Here is a 19,412-nt window from a genome sequence, read left to right on the forward strand (position 1 = left end):
ATGACAAATGAAAAAGTAAAACAGGCAATTGAAACAGGAAATATAGCCCTTGGTGTTGAGTTCGGTTCAACAACAGTCAAGGCGATACTAACAACAGAAGATTTTACAACAATAGCTTCTGGTAGCTTTGATTGGGAAAACAGTTTACAAGATGGCCTATGGACATATGCAATAGAAGATATTTGGGTGGGACTTCAAACGGCCTATCGTAATCTTAAAAACAAGGTATTAGCAAATTATGATGTTGAAATAACTCAAATTAAGACAATGGGTTTTTCAGCTATGATGCATGGATACTTAGCATTTGATAAGAATGATGAGCTACTGGTACCATTTAGAACTTGGCGTAATGCCATTACTGGACAAGCGTCACTAGAGTTAACTAAACTATTTAACTTTAATATTCCACAACGTTGGAGTATTGCCCACCTGTATCAAGCCATAATCAATCAAGAATTACATGTCAAAAACATTGACTTTCTGACAACGCTTGCTGGTTATGTACATTGGCAATTAACAGATAAAAAAGTCATTGGCATTGGAGATGCATCTGGTATATTTCCCATTGATCGAACAGGAAATTATAATCAAAAAATGTTACATCAATTTAGTGGTTTGAAATCTGTTCAACAATATAATTGGTCAATCGAAACTATCCTACCAAAACCGTTAATGGCTGGAGCAGATGCTGGTTACTTAACAGAAAAAGGTGCAAGATTACTTGATCCAAGTGGTCAGTTAATTGCTGGATCGTTTATTGCTCCACCAGAGGGGGATGCAGGAACCGGAATGGTATCTACAAATAGTGTTAAGAAAAGATCTGGAAATATTTCAGTTGGAACATCTATTTTTTCTATGATTGTATTAGAAAAAAGCCTTAAACATGTCTATACCAATATCGATATAGTTACAACACCAACAGGGTTACCAGTAGCGATGGTTCACGCCAACAACTCCGCCTCTGATTTGAATGCATGGATAAAGTTATTCTCACAATTTGCTTCGATGATTGGAAGCGATATTTCAACGAGTGAATTATACAAAGTGCTTTTCAATGCTGCATTGACAGAAGCTGATGCTGATGCTGGTGAACTTTCTGGATATGGATATTATTCTGGTGAAAATATTACGGCAATACCAGAAGGACGTCCACTGTTAGTACGTCAACCAGATTCAGAATTTACAATTGGTAATTTGATGAGATTTCATCTGTTTACTGCGTTTGGTGCGGTTAAAATTGGTATGCGTATCTTGGCTGACGAAGATGTATTAACAGATAATATTGTGGCGCAAGGTGGGGTATTCAAGACACCGGTTGTGGCACAAAAATTATTAGCTGCCGCACTAAATACAGATGTCACGGTAATGAAAACGGCTGGCGAAGGTGGCCCTTGGGGAATGGCAATATTATCTCTATATGCAACAAATAGGCAAAATGGGCAGACCTTAGATGATTTTTTGGACAATGTTGTTTTTGCAAATGAAGTATCAGAAACTTTGTCGCCTGAACCTTCAGATGTCAAAGGGTTTGAAACATTTATGAAACGATATGTTGCAGGCTTAGATATTGAGTTGGCGGCAATTAAAACGTTACCTTCTAAAAAAAGAAAGGAGTGAATGTTATGCTAGAAGATTTAAAGAAAATTGTTTACGAAGCTAACATGGCCTTACCGGCCAATAATCTAGTAACTTTAACTTGGGGGAATGTCTCTCAAGTTGATCGTGAAAAAGGTGTTTTTGTCATTAAGCCTAGTGGTGTCGATTATCGTGAGTTGAAACCAGAGGATATGGTGGTTGTTAGTTTAGATGGTGAAGTAGTTGAAGGTAATTTGAATCCATCAACAGATACCCCAACACATGCATTTTTGTACCGTCATTGGCCCGAGCTAGGTGGGATTGTTCATACTCATTCTAAATGGGCAGTTGCTTTTGCACAAGCTGGTATTCCCGTGCCAGCGTCAGGAACAACACATGCTGATACATTTTATGGCGATGTACCGGTAGCAGACCGTTTAACTAAATTTGAAGTTGATGATGAGTACGAGTTAAATACTGGTAAGTCAATTGCTCGCGTGTTTGACAGAGAAAAAATAGATCCTATGGCAATTCCAGGAGTGTTAACTAACGATCATGGCCCGTTTACCTGGGGTAAGGATGCTTTGGATGCTGTTCATAATGCCATAGTACTAGATGTTGTTGCAGAAATCGATTACCATACAATGAATCTTAATCCATCCCAGGATATTCATGTACCACAGTATTTGTTGGATAGACATTATTTTAGAAAACATGGTGCAAATGCATATTACGGACAGAATAAACAATAAGTAATTTTGTTAAAGCTCTTTATTAAAGGAGCTTTTTTTATTATTATTTTTTGAACAATGTATTTTTATACGATTGAATACTTCAGCAGTACAGTCGTCATTTAAATACTCAGTGATACTATATGCTTCTTCCAACTTTTCTTGATTGTTGTAATAAATTCCAGTTAAAAATAACACCCATAATTGGTGATTAGTATTAAGGGTGACGTCATCACTACTTATTTTAGCGAGTAAAAAAGAGGTGATATGATTTTGCTGCTGTAAGATACTTGCCTCTAAATATTTAATCATAATGTTAGTGACAATATCAGGGTAATACATATTTACTTCACCACTACTACTATACTGTGACAAAATATCTAAAAAATAGGGTTTTGTTTTTTTAACAGGTAGCATATTAATGGTGGATTCAAGTAAATATATGTCATATAATTGCCAATTGATAATTTCATCAAAATATGAAAATAATACATTTTGATTAATTTCGTTTGCTTGTTTAAACAGCATGTGATAAATAGTGGATTTTATCATTAACATATGATGTTTTGTTTCCATATCTAAAGAAGCGTGTTGTTTATACTGACTATAGATTTTGTATAGTTCGTCAATTTCTCCTTGTTTATATAAGTAATCTAACTTATTTCTAAAGGTTGTGATATTTTTATCTGGGCCGAAAATGTTGCAAAAATATTCCTCTACTGTAATTTCTAATTTTTGGCAAAGCGTAAATATTGTTTGAGCATTGGGTAATATTTTTCCATTTTCAATTCTTGAGACCATTGCTTGTGAGCCAACAATATTACCTAGTTGAGCTTGCGATATATTTCGTAACTTTCTTTTTTCCTTAATAATGTTGTCACTAGTATCTTTCATTACCTAAATTTCTCCCATTACAACTTAATAGTTAAAAAATAGCATGGTATACACTATTTTTTTAGTTTATTCATTATTGAATATACTATTATGCATAAAATCAAGAAGATAATCATAAGACTAATAGAATGTAATGGTGAAGGTTTGTCATCTTTATATTATTGAGCATCTTACAGTAAGAATTTGAAGTGAGGGAATAGTTTTATGAGAAATAAGCGAGTGGTTTGCAATCGTAAAAAATTGTATAAATCTGGAAAAATGTTGGTTACAGCAGGTATTTTTTCTACAACAATTTTTGGTGTTGCAATTTCTAATGTCAGTGCGGATAGTACAAACAACACATTAGTAACAGCAACGACAACACAGCCAGCAGATACAACAACGGCCAATAAGTCAACAGATACAACAGCAACGACAACACAGCCAGCAGATACAACAACGGCCAACAAGTCAACTGATACAACGACAACGACAACACAGCCAGCAGATACAACAACGGCCAATAAGTCAACAGATACAACAGCAACGACAACACAGCCAGCAGATACAACAACGGCCAACAAGTCAACTGATACAACGACAACGACAACACAGCCAGCAGATACAACAACGGCCAATAAGTCAACAGATACAACAGCAACGACAACACAGCCAGCAGATACAACAACGGCCAATAAGTCAACAGATACAACAGCAACGACAACACAGCCAGCAGATACAACAACGGCCAACAAGTCAACTGATACAACGACAACGACAACACAGCCAGCAGATACAACAACGGCCAATAAGTCAACAGATACAACAGCAACGACAACACAGCCAGCAGATACAACAACGGCCAATAAGTCAACAGATACAACAGCAACGACAACACAGCCAGCAGATACAACAACGGCCAACAAGTCAACAGATACAACGACAACACAGCCAGCAGATACAACAACGGCCAACAAGTCAACTGATACAACGACAACACAGCCAGCAGATACAACAACAGCCAATAAAAATCTTAAGCAAATTGATGGGAAAACTTATTTTATTGGTGATGACGGCCAGCCAAAAAAGAACTTTACAGCACTTATTGATGGACAGGTGTTGTACTTTGATAAAGATAACGGAGAGTTAACATCAAATAGTAATCAGTATGTGAATGGTTTAGCAGACATTGGAAACGAGCATAATGCTGCTTATTCATTAGCCGCCGATAATTTTACACAAGTAGATGGTTATTTAACTGCTGATAGTTGGTATCGACCTAAAGATATTTTAAAAAATGGTACAACATGGACAGCGTCAACTGCGAATGATCTTCGTCCATTGCTGATGTCCTGGTGGCCAGATAAGAGCACACAAGTTTCTTATTTGAATTACATGAAATCTGTTGGTCTCTTGAGTGATGATGTTACAGTATCAAGTGCTGATGACATTAACCAACTGACTAACGCAGCAATGACTGTTCAAAAAAACATTGAATCAAAAATTAGCCTTTCAGGTAGTGCCGATTGGCTTAAAACAGATATGGATCAAATGATTGATTCACAACCAAACTGGAACATTGATAGTGAATCAAAAGGAAACGATCATTTACAAGGTGGGGCATTATTATATGTCAATAATGATAAAACGCCAGACGCGAATTCGGATTATCGCTTATTGAACCGGACACCAACAAATCAAACAGGTCAAGTCACTGACGCAAGTAAACAGGGTGGCTATGAAATGTTGTTGGCAAACGATGTTGATAATTCTAATCCAATTGTTCAGGCAGAACAGTTGAACTGGTTGTATTATATGATGAACATTGGTAGCATTACACAAAACGATCCGACAGCTAATTTTGATGGGTATCGAGTTGATGCAGTTGATAATGTCGACGTTGACTTATTGCAAATAGCTGGTGATTATTTTAAAGTAGCATATGGTACAAATCAAAGTGATGTAAATGCAAATAGCCATATTTCAATTTTAGAAGATTGGGATAACAATGATCCAGCTTATATAAAAGCGCAGGGAAATAATCAATTAACAATGGATTTTCCAATGCACTTGGCATTGAAGTATTCACTAAATATGCCTAGTGCTTCTCGAAGTGGCTTAGAACCAGATATATCTATCAGCTTAGTTAACCGTGCCGATGATTCAACCGAAAATGAAGCACAACCAAACTATTCATTTATTCGAGCTCATGATAGTGAAGTTCAAACTGTTATTGCACAAATTATTAAAGATCAAATTAATCCTAATTCGGATGGATTAACTGTTTCAACTGATGAAATTTCTAAAGCATTTGAAATTTATAATGCTGATGAACTAAAAGCCGATAAACAATACACAGCATATAATATTCCATCGTCTTATGCTTTAATGTTGACTAACAAAGATACAGTGCCACGTGTGTATTATGGTGATTTATTTACAGATGATGGCCAATATATGTCAGCAAAGTCACCATACTATGATGCTATTACTTCGCTATTAGAATCACGTGTAAAATATGTTTCTGGTGGTCAGAGTATGAACATGACGTATCTTCACGATAATCAAGGTGTGTTAACTTCTGTTCGTTATGGTGATGGTGCTATGTCTGCTACGGATTCAGGAACTAGCCAGACTCGTACTGAAGGAGTAGGTTTAATTGTTGGTAATAAAACTGATCTGAATTTAAACAATGATGAACAAATTGTACTTAATATGGGTGCCGCACATGAAAATCAAGCCTATCGTGCATTAATGTTAAGTACAAAAGATGGCTTGAAAATTTATAATAGTGACGCTGATGCACCAGTTGTTTACACTAATGATCAAGGACAATTGATATTTAAATCTGACATGGTTTACGGTGTTAGTGATGCACAAGTTTCAGGATACCTTGCGGCTTGGGTTCCTGTTGGTGCAAGTGAAAATCAAGATGCAAGAACTACTAGTTCAACAGATACAACAACCGATGGAAACACATATCATTCAAATGCTGCGTTAGATTCTCAAATAATATATGAAGGTTTTTCAAACTTTCAAGCTACACCAACACAAACTGAAGAGTATGCAAACGTCAAAATTGCACAAAATGCACAATTGTTTAAGAATTTAGGAATTACTACTTTTGAATTGGCACCACAATATCGTTCAAGTACTGATAATAGTTTCTTAGATTCAGTGATACAAAACGGATATGCTTTTACTGATCGTTATGATATTGGTTATGATACACCAACTAAATATGGAACAGTTGATCAGTTGTTAGATGCATTGCGTTCCTTGCATGCGCAAGGAATTCAAGCAATTAATGATTGGGTTCCTGATCAAATTTACAATTTAACTGGTGAGCAAATTGTGACTGCTGTGAGAACAAATGGTTCTGGAACATATGATTATGATTCTGTTATTAATAATACTTTGTATGACTCACGCACTATTGGAGGAGGGGAATATCAAGCCAAATTTGGAGGTGCTTTCTTAGATCAATTGCAAAAAGATTATCCTAGCTTATTTGAAACAAAGCAAATTTCTAATGGTCAACCAATGGATCCAACTGTTAAAATAACTGAATGGTCAGCTAAGTACTTTAACGGATCTAATATTCAAGGTCGCGGTGCGTGGTATGTTCTGAAAGATTGGGCAACCAACCAATATTTTAATGTTTCCAGTGATAATTCATTTTTACCTAAACAATTGTTGGGTGAAAAAACAAGCACCGGATTCACCACAAATGATAATGGAAAAACTGCTTTCTATTCTACTAGTGGCTATCAGGCTAAGAATACATTTATCGAGGATAATAGTAACTGGTATTACTTTGACACTGAGGGCTACATGGTTGTCGGCGCCCAAGAGATTAATGGCAAAAAATATTATTTCTTACCTAATGGTGGCGAATTGCAAGACGCATATATATTTGACGGGAAAAAGCAATACTACTACGGTACCAATGGGGCACAAATATCGAATCAATATTATCAGGGAACCGATGGCAATTGGCGTTATTTCTTCAATGACGGTCACATGGCAATTGGATTAACAACTATTACTTCAACTGATGGTCAAACAGCTCAACAATATTTTGATGGTAATGGTGTACAACTTAAGGGTGTTTCAATCAAAGACAGTGATGGAAGTATTCGTTATTTTGACGGAAATACTGGAAACATGGTTACACACTCGTGGGGAAGGACACCAGATGGCGCATGGCTTTATTTGAACGATAAGGGTACTGCCTTGATTGGAGCATCAAATATTGATGGTCAAAATTACTATTTTGATGCTAATGGAAAAGAGGTTAAGGGGGATGCTGTTACTGATAGTAATGGAAAAATACATTACTATGATGCAAATGGTGGTCACATGGTGGTTAGTTCATGGGCTAAATTGGCAAGTGGTTCATGGCTATATTTGAATGATAAAGGTGAAGCTGTTACGGGCAAACAACAAATTGATGGCTCATGGTTGTATTTGAATGATAACGGAATTGCTGTAACAGGTGCTCAGATTATTAATGGTCAAAATCTTTACTTTGATGATAATGGAAAAGAAATAAAAGGTAATTCAGTCAAAGATGCTAATGGTAATGTACATTATTATGATGGTCATACAGGAAATATGGTTATTAGTTCATGGGGTGTAACGCCAGAAGGCTCATGGCTATATTTGGATGATAACGGAATTGCTGTAACAGGTGCTCAGATTATTAATGGTCAAAATCTTTACTTTGATGATAATGGAAAAGAAATAAAAGGTAATTCAGTCAAAGATGCTAATGGTAATGTACATTATTATGATGGTCATACAGGAAATATGGTTATTAGTTCATGGGGTGTAACGCCAGAAGGCTCATGGCTATATTTGGATAATCAAGGTAATGCCGTTACTGGTAAGCAAGATATTAATGGCGAAACATTATATTTCAATGATGATGGGACACAAATTAAAGATTCATTCAAAGAACAAATTGATGGCTCATGGTTGTATTTGAATGATAACGGAATTGCTGTAACAGGTGCTCAGATTATTAATGGTCAAAATCTTTACTTTGATGATAATGGAAAAGAAATAAAAGGTAATTCAGTCAAAGATGCTAATGGTAATGTACATTATTATGATGGTCATACAGGAAATATGGTTATTAGTTCATGGGGTGTAACGCCAGAAGGCTCATGGCTATATTTGGATAATCAAGGTAATGCCGTTACTGGTAAGCAAGATATTAATGGCGAAACATTATATTTCAATGATGATGGTACACAGATTAAAAATGAATTTAAAACACTAGATGATAATTCAGTTGTGTATCTAGATGATAAAGGAATTGCTGTTATTGGTAAGCAAACAATCGACGGTAGAACCTATTTCTTTGATGCTTATGGTAAACAAGTACGATGCAGATTCGAGGAATTACCAAACGGATCATGGATGTATTTAGACGATAATGGTGTTGCTGTTACAGGCAAACAAATTATTAACGAACAAGAATTATATTTTGATGATAGTGGTCAACAAATAAAAAATGATAAAGTAATTAATTCGGATGGAACTATTAATTATTACACTGGTATAAGTGGTGAAAAATTAAAAAATGATTTTGGTGAATTACCTGATGGATCATGGATGTATTTAGATAACAATGGTAATGCAGTTACAGGTGCACAAATTATCAAAGGTCAAAATCTCTATTTTAAAAACGATGGTCAACAAGTTAAAGGTGCCACTGCTGTTGATAATGCTGGGAATATGCATTTCTACGATGCGAATTCTGGCGAAATGATTGTTAATAAATTCGAACAAATTACAGACGGTGTATGGAGTTATTTTGATGGTGAAGGAATTGCCGTAACTGGAGAACAGTATATTAATGGTCAAAATCTGTATTTTGATCAAAATGGTTATCAAGTTAAGGGTGAAGAACGAACAATTAATGGTACACGTTATGCTTTTGATAAAGAAAGTGGAGAGAAACAAAGCATTAGTTTTGCAACACTTCCAGTATCTGGACAATATATAACAAATAATGGCCAAGATTGGCAATTTGAAACAGATGGACAAATTGCTAAGGGATTTTATACAAATAGCGATGGAAAACTACGATATTTTGATTTGACAAGTGGTATACAAGCTAAAGGAACTTTTATTACAATTGGTCATGAAACATATTACTTTACGTCTGCGCAAGGAGATGGTCAATTAATTCCAAACATCGTAGATGGCAATTACGAATCAATCAAGCTCGAAAATAACAAAGTAGCATGGGTCTATAAAGATAAAAATAATGCTCTTCTTAAAGGTTTGCAAAATGTTAATGGTAATCTTCAATATTTCGATTCATCAACTGGAGAACAATTAAAGGGTGGTGCTGTTGATTATGATGACAATTTTTATTATTTTGAATCTTCTAAAGGAAACTTAGTGAGTACTGTTCAACAATCTTATACAGATGGAAAGTATGTCAGTACTGGCGATGGTAAAAGATATGTTGATGCATCACAAAATGATGTAACCGGCTTAGTTGTTATAAATAATCAATTGCAGTATTTTGATCCGTTAAATGGCAATCAAGTTAAAAATCAACAAGTCATTGTAAATGGTGTTACTTATTATTTTGATGAAAATGGAAATGGTCAATACCTATTCACCAATTCATCAGTTATGTCTACCAATGAATTTACGCAACATAATGCAGCATATAGTAATGATAGTACTAGCTTTAAAAATACAGTTGATGGTTTCTTAACAGCGGATACATGGTATCGTCCCAAAGACATTCTGCAAAATGGAACCACGTGGATAAAATCTTCAGATACAGATATGCGTCCGTTGATTACCGTATGGTGGCCAAATAAAAATATTGAAGTTAATTATTTAAACCTCATGAAACAAAATGGTTTATTACAAACTAATGATCAATACAGTCTACAATCTGATCAGTCTGAATTAAATACTGCGGTACAAGCTGTTCAAGTAGCAATCGAAAAGCGTGTGACAAAAGAAAACAGTGTAGATTGGCTACAAAGTTTGTTATTTAATGCACGGGGAGATCAAGAATCATTTGTTAAGCAACAATTTATTTGGAATAAGGATTCAGAATATCAAGGTGTTGGGGATGCATGGTTCCAAGGGGGGTACTTGAAGTACGGTAATAGTGATTTAACACCAACTACTAATTCGAATTATCGTCAATCTGGGAATGCGTTTGATTTTTTGTTAGCCAATGATGTTGATAATTCCAATCCTGCCGTTCAAGCTGAAAATCTGAATTGGCTTCATTATTTGATGAATTTCGGTACAATTACCGCTAATGATGATGATGCTAATTTTGATAGTATTCGTCTTGATGCTGTTGACTTTATCAATAATGATACAATCCAAAGAACCTATGATTATTTGCGTGATGCCTACGCAGTTGATTCTAGTGACGCCAATGCTAATAAACATATTTCCTTAGTTGAATCTGGTTTAGATGCCGGCACTTCTACAATTAATAGTGATGCATTAGTCGAATCTAACTTACGAGAGGCAGCAACTGCATCTTTGGCAAATGCATCGGGTAAGAATAGTTCATTAACTAATATGCTTCAAGATGTTGATGGTGGCACAGTCATCGCAGATCATACTGATAATGATACAGAAAATGAAGCCACACCAAATTATTCAATCATTCATGCTCATGATAAAGGGATTCAGGAAAAAGTCGGTGCAGCAATTACTGATGCGACTGGTGCAGACTGGACAAACTTCACTGATGATCAATTACAAGCTGGATTAGATCTTTATTATGAGGATCAGCGTTCGACTGATAAAAAATATAATATTTATAATTTGCCAAGTATTTATGCATTAATGTTGACAAACAAAGATACAGTACCACGTGTCTATTATGGTGATATGTATCAAGATAATGGGCAATATATGGCTGATCAAAGTATCTATTATAATGCTATTGTTTCATTAATGAATACCCGTAAGAATTACGTTAGTGGTGGACAAACTATGAGTGTAGATAGCAATGGTTTGTTAAAAAGCGTTCGGTTTGGCAATGATGCTATGACAGTCAATGATGATGGTACGAATGAGACAAGAACAGAAGGTGTAGGTGTAATTGTTGGCAATGATGCTTCATTAAAGCTTGATGATTCAGCTACTGTTACACTAGAAATGGGTGCTGCACATAAAAATCAAGAATATCGTGCTGCATTATTAACAACAGACGATGGTATTGCTACTTATGATTCTGACGAAAATGCACCAACTGCTTGGACAAATGAAAATGGTACACTAACATTCACAAATAAGAATGTTAGTAATCAAAATGACACAAGTATTAGAGGCGTGTCAAACCCACAGGTTTCGGGTTACCTTTCTGTTTGGGTCCCTGTTGGCGCTAGTAATGGGCAAGATGCACGTACAGTGGCAACAACAACCCAAAATACTGATGGCAAAGTGCTACATTCGAATGCAGCTTTGGATTCAAATCTAATTTATGAAGGATTTTCAAATTTCCAACCAAAAGCAACAACAAATGATGAATTAACTAATGTTGTTATCGCAAAAAATGCCGATTTGTTCAAAAATTGGGGCGTAACTAGTTTTGAAATGGCACCACAATATCGATCAAGTGGCGATCATACGTTCTTAGATTCAACAATCGACAATGGATATGCTTTTACAGATCGTTATGATTTGGGATTTAATACACCTACGAAATATGGGACAGATCAAGATTTACGTTCAGCTATAAAATCATTGCATCAATCAGGTATGCAAGTTATGGCTGATGTTGTAGATAATCAAATTTATAATTTATCTGGACAAGAGGTCGTATCTGCATCGCGTGCTGGTGTTTATGGTAATGATGTTAAAACAGGTTTTGGGACAGAACTTTATGTTGCAAATTCTGTTGGTGGAGGTCAATATCAAAATGAATATGGTGGAAAGTATTTAAACGAATTAAAAGATAAGTATCCCGATTTGTTTGATGCGAAGCAATATAATTATTGGACTAAAAATTATTCAAGTGATGGATCAAGTCCGTATTATACACTGTCACAAAATACCAGAGAGACCATTCCAACTGATGAGATTATTAAGCAATGGTCAGCCAAATACATGAACGGCACCAATGTATTGGGCAATGGTATGGGATATGTATTAAAGGATTGGAATACAGGAGATTATTTTAAAGTTGGTGATAAGGATTATTCTAATTTACCAATGTAACTGGAATAATGAGCTTAAAATTATATTACAATAAGCATAAAAATTATTAATATAATTTTAAAAATAGAAGTACTGTTACAAAAAAGTTCCATGTTTTTCATGGGCTTTTTTTATTTAGATTCAAGTCATTAAATTTGTAAGCAAAATTTTTGTAACCGCTCTCTTATAATGATATAGTGATCGTAATAAATCAGATATTATTTTGATTTATTTTCAGAACACAGTTTTATCATATATAAATCAGTGTTTGATGATTTGTTTATAAAATTAGGGAGGAGATATATGGCAAACACAAGTGGAAAATATGTTAAGCAAAATTTTCCAAAACAAAATCAGTCTGAACCAGGATTACAAAGCAAAATGTCACCGGCTCCTGATGATGGCGCAACCAGTTACATTGGTCATGGCCGGTTGAAGCATGAAAAGGCTTTAATTACTGGTGGAGATTCTGGAATTGGTAGGTCAGTTGCGATTGCATATGCTCATGAGGGGGCAGACATTGTATTAAATTATCTTCCTGAAGAAGAATCCGATGCGCAAGAAGTTAAGGGAATTGTCGAAGCACTTGGACGAAAAATTAAATTGGTGCCGGGAGACTTGAAATCGGAAGAATTTAGTCAAATATTAATTAATGAAGCTGTTGATTTCTTGGGTGATCTGAGTATTCTGACTCTTGTTGCAGGAAAACAACAAGCAGAGGTTGATATTACTAATTTATCGACAACACAATTAGAAGATACTTATGCAACCAATGTTTTTAGCATCGTTTGGTTGGTTAAAGCGGCTTTACCTCATTTGCAACCAGGTAGTAGCATTATAACAACTAATTCGATTCAAGCAGAACAGCCATCTTCATTTCTAGTCGACTACGCTGGAACAAAGGCTGCGATTAAAAATATGACGCTGAGTCTAGCCAAGCAGTTAGCAAATCGAGGAATCCGCGTCAATAGTGTCGCACCAGGCCCAATTTGGACACCGTTACAAGTAGTGGGTGGGCAATTGCCAGAAAATATTCCTACATTTGGTCAATCAACGCCGATTGGTAGAGCAGGTCAGCCTGCGGAATTAGCTGGTGCTTATGTTTTTCTTGCTTCCGACGAGTCTAGCTATGTGACAGGAGAGTCGATTAACGTTACTGGTGGTCTTAAATAAGGACTGATCACTGGTAAATTTCTGAAAATATGAACCACTGAAGCGGTCGGAAATTTGACAAAGAAAGTGGGAAAATACAATGAGTAAAAATCATCAAAAAATTGGCTTTTGGGATAAATTGTCAATGCTTTTAGCATTGTCGCAACTATTGTTTAGCCTTTATTATGTCGTTAAAAATTGGAAAAAAGCAAATAGAAATTAGATTATTTGCTCATAAAAGTAAGAAAGGAAAGAACTATGTTAAAAACTGTACTTAAAGTATTGTTGGCATCTACTTTAATTCTAGGTGGTATAGCAGTTGGAGGAACCATATTTGCAGCTAAAGGCATTGATAAAGCTGGGGACCGTTTGGAAGAGGAAATCCATAATTAAACTATAGAACAGATAATAACGATAGCAACTTATTGATAAGGGGTTATTGTTTTTTTTAATCTTTTAAAAATAACTCATAATGTTATTGTTTTGTAAAGGGGTAAAGCATTATTTTTGTAAACGCTTTCCGTTAGTGCTATATTTAGGCTAATGAATTGGATATCATAATTCATAGAGAAGAGAATGGAGGAAAGATTATGATTTGGTCATTAATTGTAGGTGCCATTATTGGTGCCATTGCAGGTGCTATCACAAATCGTGGTGAGTCAATGGGGTGGATTAGCAATATTATTGCTGGTCTAATCGGATCGGCTATTGGCCAGGCTTTGTTGGGACAATGGGGACCCAGTTTGGCGGGAATGGCAATCATTCCTTCGATAATCGGTGCTGTGATCCTTGTACTAGTCGTGTCAATGGTGCTTGGGATGAGAGCAAAACAGTAGCATAAGATAATAGAGAGGTATGATATGAAGAAAAGTCAAAAAATTATTCTGAGTATTTTCAGCCTCGGATATCTGGTTGGGCTTTGTTTGTTAATATGGCCGCAAATAATTGATGAAATGTTCAAATTTTCAGCAGAGTTTAATATACATTTAGACTTTAAGAGCGATCTTTTCATTTATTACTATGGTCTTGTACTGCTGTCACTGACCGTGCTTGTGTTTTTACTCATATTGATATGGCCGGTAGAATTACCAGATATTCCTTTGAAGCAAACCAAAGAAGGACGGCTTGCGTTGAGTAATCATGGGATCAACCAGTTTATTCAGACAAAGCTCTCAGGTGAAGATTTATCAAATATTAAAGTGAGATTGAAAAATACGCGTCGTCAACGAAAATTTTATATTGTTGCTGATTCAGTTTATAAACAGGCGACAGTCAAAGAATTACCTCGTATTTCATACGATTTAACGAAAAGCCTGAATGATTTACTCGCTGGCATAAATCGAATTCCCATTAAAGTTGATATTAAAGTAAATCAGAAATCAAACTCAAAGCGTAAAGTCACACGTGTGATTTAAAAAGGAGTGCGGATATAATGAAAGACAAAAAATCAATTAATATTTGGGTTGGTGGTCTTGCGGGTTTCCTTCTGTCAACTCTATTAGTAACTGTAGGATTTTGGAAGACAATTTTAATTATAGTTGTCACCTTACTAGCAGGTTGGATTGGCTACCTGCTCGACGCATACAATGTCGATTTATCAATTGTCTCTAAAATATTTACACGTAAAAATTAATTATTTAGATATAGAAAGGACTTAATTATGACTACAGAGAAAACAACTACACAAAATACAGCAACAGAGAATCATCAACCTAAAGGTGAATTAACATTTGATGACAAAGTGATTCAAAAGGTAGTGGGCTATGCAATTGAAAACGTGACAGGATTACTAGGTGTTGACGGTGGTTTTGTCGCAAATATTAAAAATAAAATTGTTAATACGGATAATCCCACTGACGGCATTGGTGTTGAGGTCGGAAAAGAACAAGTTGCGGTAGATTTAGATATTATCATGGAATACGGCCACAACGCACATGATATTTACAAGCAACTAACAGAGGTAATCACAAAACAGGTGCGAGACACAACAAGTTTGACACTAGTTGAGTTGAATGTTGAAGTAGTTGATATTCAAACACAAAAAGAATTTGACGCATCACAAACAAGCTTACAGGATCGCGTAACAGACGCTGGTAGCACCATCAAAGAAAAAACTTCAGATGGCGTTGATGCCGTGAAAAAGACAACTTCTCAAGTAGTGAACGATGACGACAATCGTGTCAAGTAAACGCACAAGCGTTTTGAAGTTGCGGTAGTAAGTTTCAGCACAACGGCCTAAACGTTGTGCTTTTTATATTAGAGCTAGGGTGATTTAAGATATGAAGCGAATAAAAATTCAAAGGTTTTTGCATGAACACGGGAATGTTTTTTTGCTTGCCTTAACTAGTGGTACCTTAGTAGCTTTGCTAACTTCTATGACTGCTTCTTGGGAATACGTTCTCCTAACAGGATGGGATTGCGCTATAATGGTGCTTTTTTGTTTAGTAATTTACTCTTTTTATCCGATGGATCAAGGGCGACATACGAAGAAAGTAATTCTCAAAGAAGGTATTCGATACCCACTGATTGATGCGTTTGTTGTCTTTTCAAGTGCAGTGAGTGTTTTTATTGTGATTTTGCTATTAACTGTTAGTAAAGGCAGTCGCATGGAAATTGTATTTTGTATTTTCAGTGTTTTTTCTTCTTGGAATTTGATTCAATTATTGTACGCTATTCACTACACGGAAATTTATTACCAAAATAATGGTGGGGTATCATTTAATGCAAAGGATCTTCCGAATTTTTGGGATTTTTTGTATTTAGCTTATACCATTGGTATGACTTACCAAGTTTCCGATACCAATTTTTCTACAACCCGCTTTCGAAAAGTTGCTTTAGGGCACTCGCTCATTTCTTTTGCTTTTAGTACACTTCTCATTGCCACTATGATTAATTTTATAGCCAGTTTGATTAGTAGTCACTAAGCCTTTTTTAGAATTAAACGCGATAGGAGTGCAAGCTAAATATTTGCGGAAAAAATATGACAGTGGTAACCTGTATTTAGGTTCTGATAGAGAACCGGAAGGAGAGATATCATTATGGGATTAATTTGGACACTTATCGTAGGTGCAATTATCGGCGCTATTGCAGGAGCAATTACAAGCCGTGGTGCAGCTATGGGATGGATTAGCAACATCGTCGCTGGTTTAATTGGTTCTTGGTTAGGGGAAAGTCTTCTAGGATCATGGGGACCAAGCTTAGCAGGAATGGCACTTATTCCTTCAATTATTGGTGCAGTTGTATTAGTCTTAATTGTATCTTGGATTACTAGTCGCACAAATAAGTAATTTATAAAAACTCAATGCGTAAAACTGTAATTGACTGTTTCACACAGAAAGTAGGTATAGGAGAAACTTATCATGACAGAAAACAAAAATAAAAACCAAAATAAAGAAGAGCAAGTTAAGGATCAAAAGGAAAAGATTGATCCTGAGTCAACTGCCGAAAATACCAATCTTTATGAACATGATCCAAAAAACGCTGATTATAAAAAAGCGGACTAAGGATTATATCAGTATTGCTACTAAAGCTTAAATTTGTTAGTTAACAAGTTAGGCTTTTTTATAAACCCTTTTGCAGTAGAATAGGAGACTTTTTAATGAGTTTGAATGAATTATATGAACTAAATGATGGACATCACTTACCAAAAATTGGTTTGGGAACTTTTCAGATTCGAGGTTATCAAGGCGTTGACCAGATTTTAAATGCTATACAGAGCGGTTACCGATTGCTTGATACGTCTACAAATTATGACAGCGAAGGTGCGGTTGGAGAAGCTATTCGTCGTTCAGGTATTCCACGTTCGCAATTTTATGTAACGACAAAACTTCCTGGTAAATATCATCATTTCGACGATGCTTTGAAAATTATTGAAGAATCGTTACTTCGTTTAGGCTTAGACTATTTGGATCTTTATTTGATTCATTGGCCACTTCCTAAACGAGACAATTATGTGGAGGCTTGGCAAGCTTTAATTGAGGCACAAAGACGTGGACTAGTTCGTTCGATTGGTGTGTCCAACTTTGAAAAGGAACACCTAGATAAGATTATTTCAGCAACGGGAGTCACACCGGCTGTTAATCAAAATGAAATTCATCCATATTGGCCGCAGGAATCATTGGTGGCTACTAATCAAGTGTATGGTATCGTGACTGAGGCTTGGAGCCCACTAGGTCGAGGCAGTAGCGAATTAACAGAACCGTTAATTTTAAAATTAGCTGAAAAATATGATAAAAATGCGGGTCAAATTATTTTGAGATGGCATATACAACGTGGTATTTTACCAATTGCTAAAGCCACCACTCCTCAGCATCAGCGACGTAACTTAGATATATTTGATTTCACACTGACAGAGACTGAGGTTAGCCAAATATCTGATTTGGAACGTAAAGATGGACGTGTGGATGACCAAGATCCAAAAGAATACGAAGAATTTGTTTAAGTGATTTATGGTTTTCTCACTTTTAAAATTTTTACAAAGGAATATTGAAAAGTATGAAAACTAGATCAAAAAAAATTAAGCTGAATTTTCTGCATTACTGTGTTTACGTTATATCATTAGGCGGATTTTTATTTGGCTATGATACTGGTGTGATTAACGGCGCACTGGCATTTATGAGCCGTCCGGACCAACTTAATTTGACACCGACCTTACAAGGCGTTGTGTCTAGTTCATTGGTTATTGGTGCTTGTTTTGGGGCACTAGGGTGTGGTCGAGTTGCTGATAAAATTGGTCGCCGTAAAACACTACGAATCATTGCAATCGTATTTACAATAGCTACATTGTTTTGCGCTGTTGCCATGAACTTTTGGCTTATGTCATTTTTTAGATTTGTATTAGGTTTAGCAGTTGGTGCTGCATCAAGTTTGTCACCAATGTACTTAGCAGAAATTTCACCAGAAAATTTAAGAAGTGCTAATGTCAATAAAAACGCTATTTTTATTGTACTTGGTCAGTTATGTGCTTTCATTGTAAACGCAATACTAGGTAACATCTGGGGCCATTGGGGTCCAATTTGGCGTGTTATGGTGATTTCTGGTGCGATCCCATCAATTATTCTCTGGGTAAACTCTTTTCGTATCAGTGGTAGTCCGCAATGGTTACTCTTAAAGCATCGCTTTAACCGAGCTCGAAAGATATTTCGTCGATTGGGATTTGAAAATACCAACCAGTTTATCAAATCTCAGAGTGAGCAATCTAGTGAGCAGAACGACGAATTTAATTGGTCAACAGCATTAAAAAACAAGAAGTTGATTTATTTGTTAGTGACAGGAATTGTGATTGCTTTGATCCAGCAAATATCAGGTGTAAACACCGTGATGTATTACGGTACGATTTTACTTGAAAAAGTTGGTATGGGCGAAAGTGGTTCCTTGTATGCCAATGTGTTAATTGGTGTCGTTTCTGTTATTGCTAGTATATTTGGTACTCGAATGATAGAACATGCCAATCATCATCGCATGTTGATTATTGGTTTAATTGGTAACGTTGTTTTTATGGCGCTACTTGGAACTATTATGAAATCTAATGTTTTTTCTCAAGGAGTAACTAATGCTTTGGTGCTTATCAGTTTAACGTTGTTTTTGGCTAATCATCAAGGTATTGTAAGTCCTGTTACATGGCTTTTGTTAGCCGAAATGTTTCCTGGAAAGGTTAAGGCGCAATTTATGTCCGTGGCCACAGCAACAACTTGGATAACCAACTTTGTCATTAGTTTGATCTATCCGCAGTTAGTTGCTATTCTTGGAACAGCATTGGTATTTTTCGTTTTTGCCATGTCAAATGGATTAAGTATTGTGTTAGCAAGTCTGTTTGTCAATAGTAAAAAAATGTCAAAGGCCTATGATACAGCTAGTTTATCATAGCCTCCAAAAAGG

Annotated in this window: 15 protein-coding genes; 14 read left to right on the forward strand and 1 reads right to left on the reverse strand. The window is 35.8% G+C overall.

Annotation, left to right across the window (positions count from 1 at the left end):
* Positions 1-1,617 carry a xylulokinase gene (locus JNUCC76_RS04155; RefSeq protein WP_454156056.1) on the forward strand — a complete coding sequence of 539 codons (1,617 nt, stop codon included), beginning with the start codon at positions 1-3 and terminating at the stop codon, positions 1,615-1,617.
* Between the two features lie 5 nt (positions 1,618-1,622).
* The gene (locus JNUCC76_RS04160; protein WP_454156058.1) at positions 1,623-2,327 is read left to right on the forward strand and encodes an L-ribulose-5-phosphate 4-epimerase; all 705 of its coding nucleotides are present in this window, start codon (positions 1,623-1,625) and stop codon (positions 2,325-2,327) included.
* Between the two features lie 9 nt (positions 2,328-2,336).
* On the opposite strand, the gene JNUCC76_RS04165 is transcribed toward JNUCC76_RS04160, so the two are convergent.
* Entirely contained in the window at positions 2,337-3,200 is an 864-nt protein-coding gene (locus JNUCC76_RS04165) for a helix-turn-helix transcriptional regulator (protein WP_454156060.1), read from the reverse strand.
* A gap of 204 nt (positions 3,201-3,404) precedes the next feature.
* Between JNUCC76_RS04165 and JNUCC76_RS04170 the strand changes: the two genes are divergently transcribed.
* From JNUCC76_RS04170 to JNUCC76_RS04225, 12 genes are all read left to right on the forward strand, one after another.
* Positions 3,405-12,404, forward strand: a complete 9,000-nt coding sequence (locus JNUCC76_RS04170; RefSeq protein WP_454156062.1) for a glycoside hydrolase family 70 protein — start codon at positions 3,405-3,407, stop codon at positions 12,402-12,404.
* Between the two features lie 282 nt (positions 12,405-12,686).
* Positions 12,687-13,556: an SDR family oxidoreductase gene (locus JNUCC76_RS04175; protein ID WP_454156064.1), complete on the forward strand. Its 870-nt coding sequence runs from the start codon at positions 12,687-12,689 to the stop codon at positions 13,554-13,556.
* 237 nt (positions 13,557-13,793) lie between these two features.
* A complete protein-coding gene (locus JNUCC76_RS04180) occupies positions 13,794-13,928 on the forward strand; it encodes a hypothetical protein (protein ID WP_002827664.1) in 135 nt (44 codons plus the stop codon).
* Positions 13,929-14,125: 197 nt separating this feature from the next.
* The gene (locus JNUCC76_RS04185; RefSeq protein ID WP_011679630.1) at positions 14,126-14,371 is read left to right on the forward strand and encodes a GlsB/YeaQ/YmgE family stress response membrane protein; all 246 of its coding nucleotides are present in this window, start codon (positions 14,126-14,128) and stop codon (positions 14,369-14,371) included.
* Positions 14,372-14,395: 24 nt separating this feature from the next.
* The gene (gene amaP / locus JNUCC76_RS04190; RefSeq protein WP_454156066.1) at positions 14,396-14,950 is read left to right on the forward strand and encodes an alkaline shock response membrane anchor protein AmaP; all 555 of its coding nucleotides are present in this window, start codon (positions 14,396-14,398) and stop codon (positions 14,948-14,950) included.
* 17 nt (positions 14,951-14,967) lie between these two features.
* Positions 14,968-15,168 (forward strand): DUF2273 domain-containing protein, encoded by a 201-nt coding sequence (locus tag JNUCC76_RS04195; protein WP_282834787.1) that lies wholly within the window; start codon positions 14,968-14,970, stop codon positions 15,166-15,168.
* 27 nt (positions 15,169-15,195) lie between these two features.
* Positions 15,196-15,723 (forward strand): Asp23/Gls24 family envelope stress response protein, encoded by a 528-nt coding sequence (locus JNUCC76_RS04200; RefSeq protein WP_454156068.1) that lies wholly within the window; start codon positions 15,196-15,198, stop codon positions 15,721-15,723.
* Positions 15,724-15,814: 91 nt separating this feature from the next.
* Positions 15,815-16,459 (forward strand): DUF1345 domain-containing protein, encoded by a 645-nt coding sequence (locus JNUCC76_RS04205; protein ID WP_454156070.1) that lies wholly within the window; start codon positions 15,815-15,817, stop codon positions 16,457-16,459.
* A gap of 114 nt (positions 16,460-16,573) precedes the next feature.
* Entirely contained in the window at positions 16,574-16,822 is a 249-nt protein-coding gene (locus JNUCC76_RS04210) for a GlsB/YeaQ/YmgE family stress response membrane protein (protein ID WP_072613496.1), read from the forward strand.
* Positions 16,823-16,894: 72 nt separating this feature from the next.
* On the forward strand, positions 16,895-17,038 hold the full coding sequence (locus JNUCC76_RS04215) for a hypothetical protein (protein ID WP_454156072.1): 144 nt from the start codon (positions 16,895-16,897) through the stop codon (positions 17,036-17,038).
* Between the two features lie 95 nt (positions 17,039-17,133).
* The gene (locus JNUCC76_RS04220) at positions 17,134-17,976 is read left to right on the forward strand and encodes an aldo/keto reductase (RefSeq protein ID WP_454156073.1); all 843 of its coding nucleotides are present in this window, start codon (positions 17,134-17,136) and stop codon (positions 17,974-17,976) included.
* 53 nt (positions 17,977-18,029) lie between these two features.
* Positions 18,030-19,400, forward strand: a complete 1,371-nt coding sequence (locus JNUCC76_RS04225) for a sugar porter family MFS transporter (protein WP_454156075.1) — start codon at positions 18,030-18,032, stop codon at positions 19,398-19,400.
* Positions 19,401-19,412: the final 12 nt, after the last annotated feature.

The organism is Leuconostoc sp. JNUCC 76, assembly GCF_053667755.1.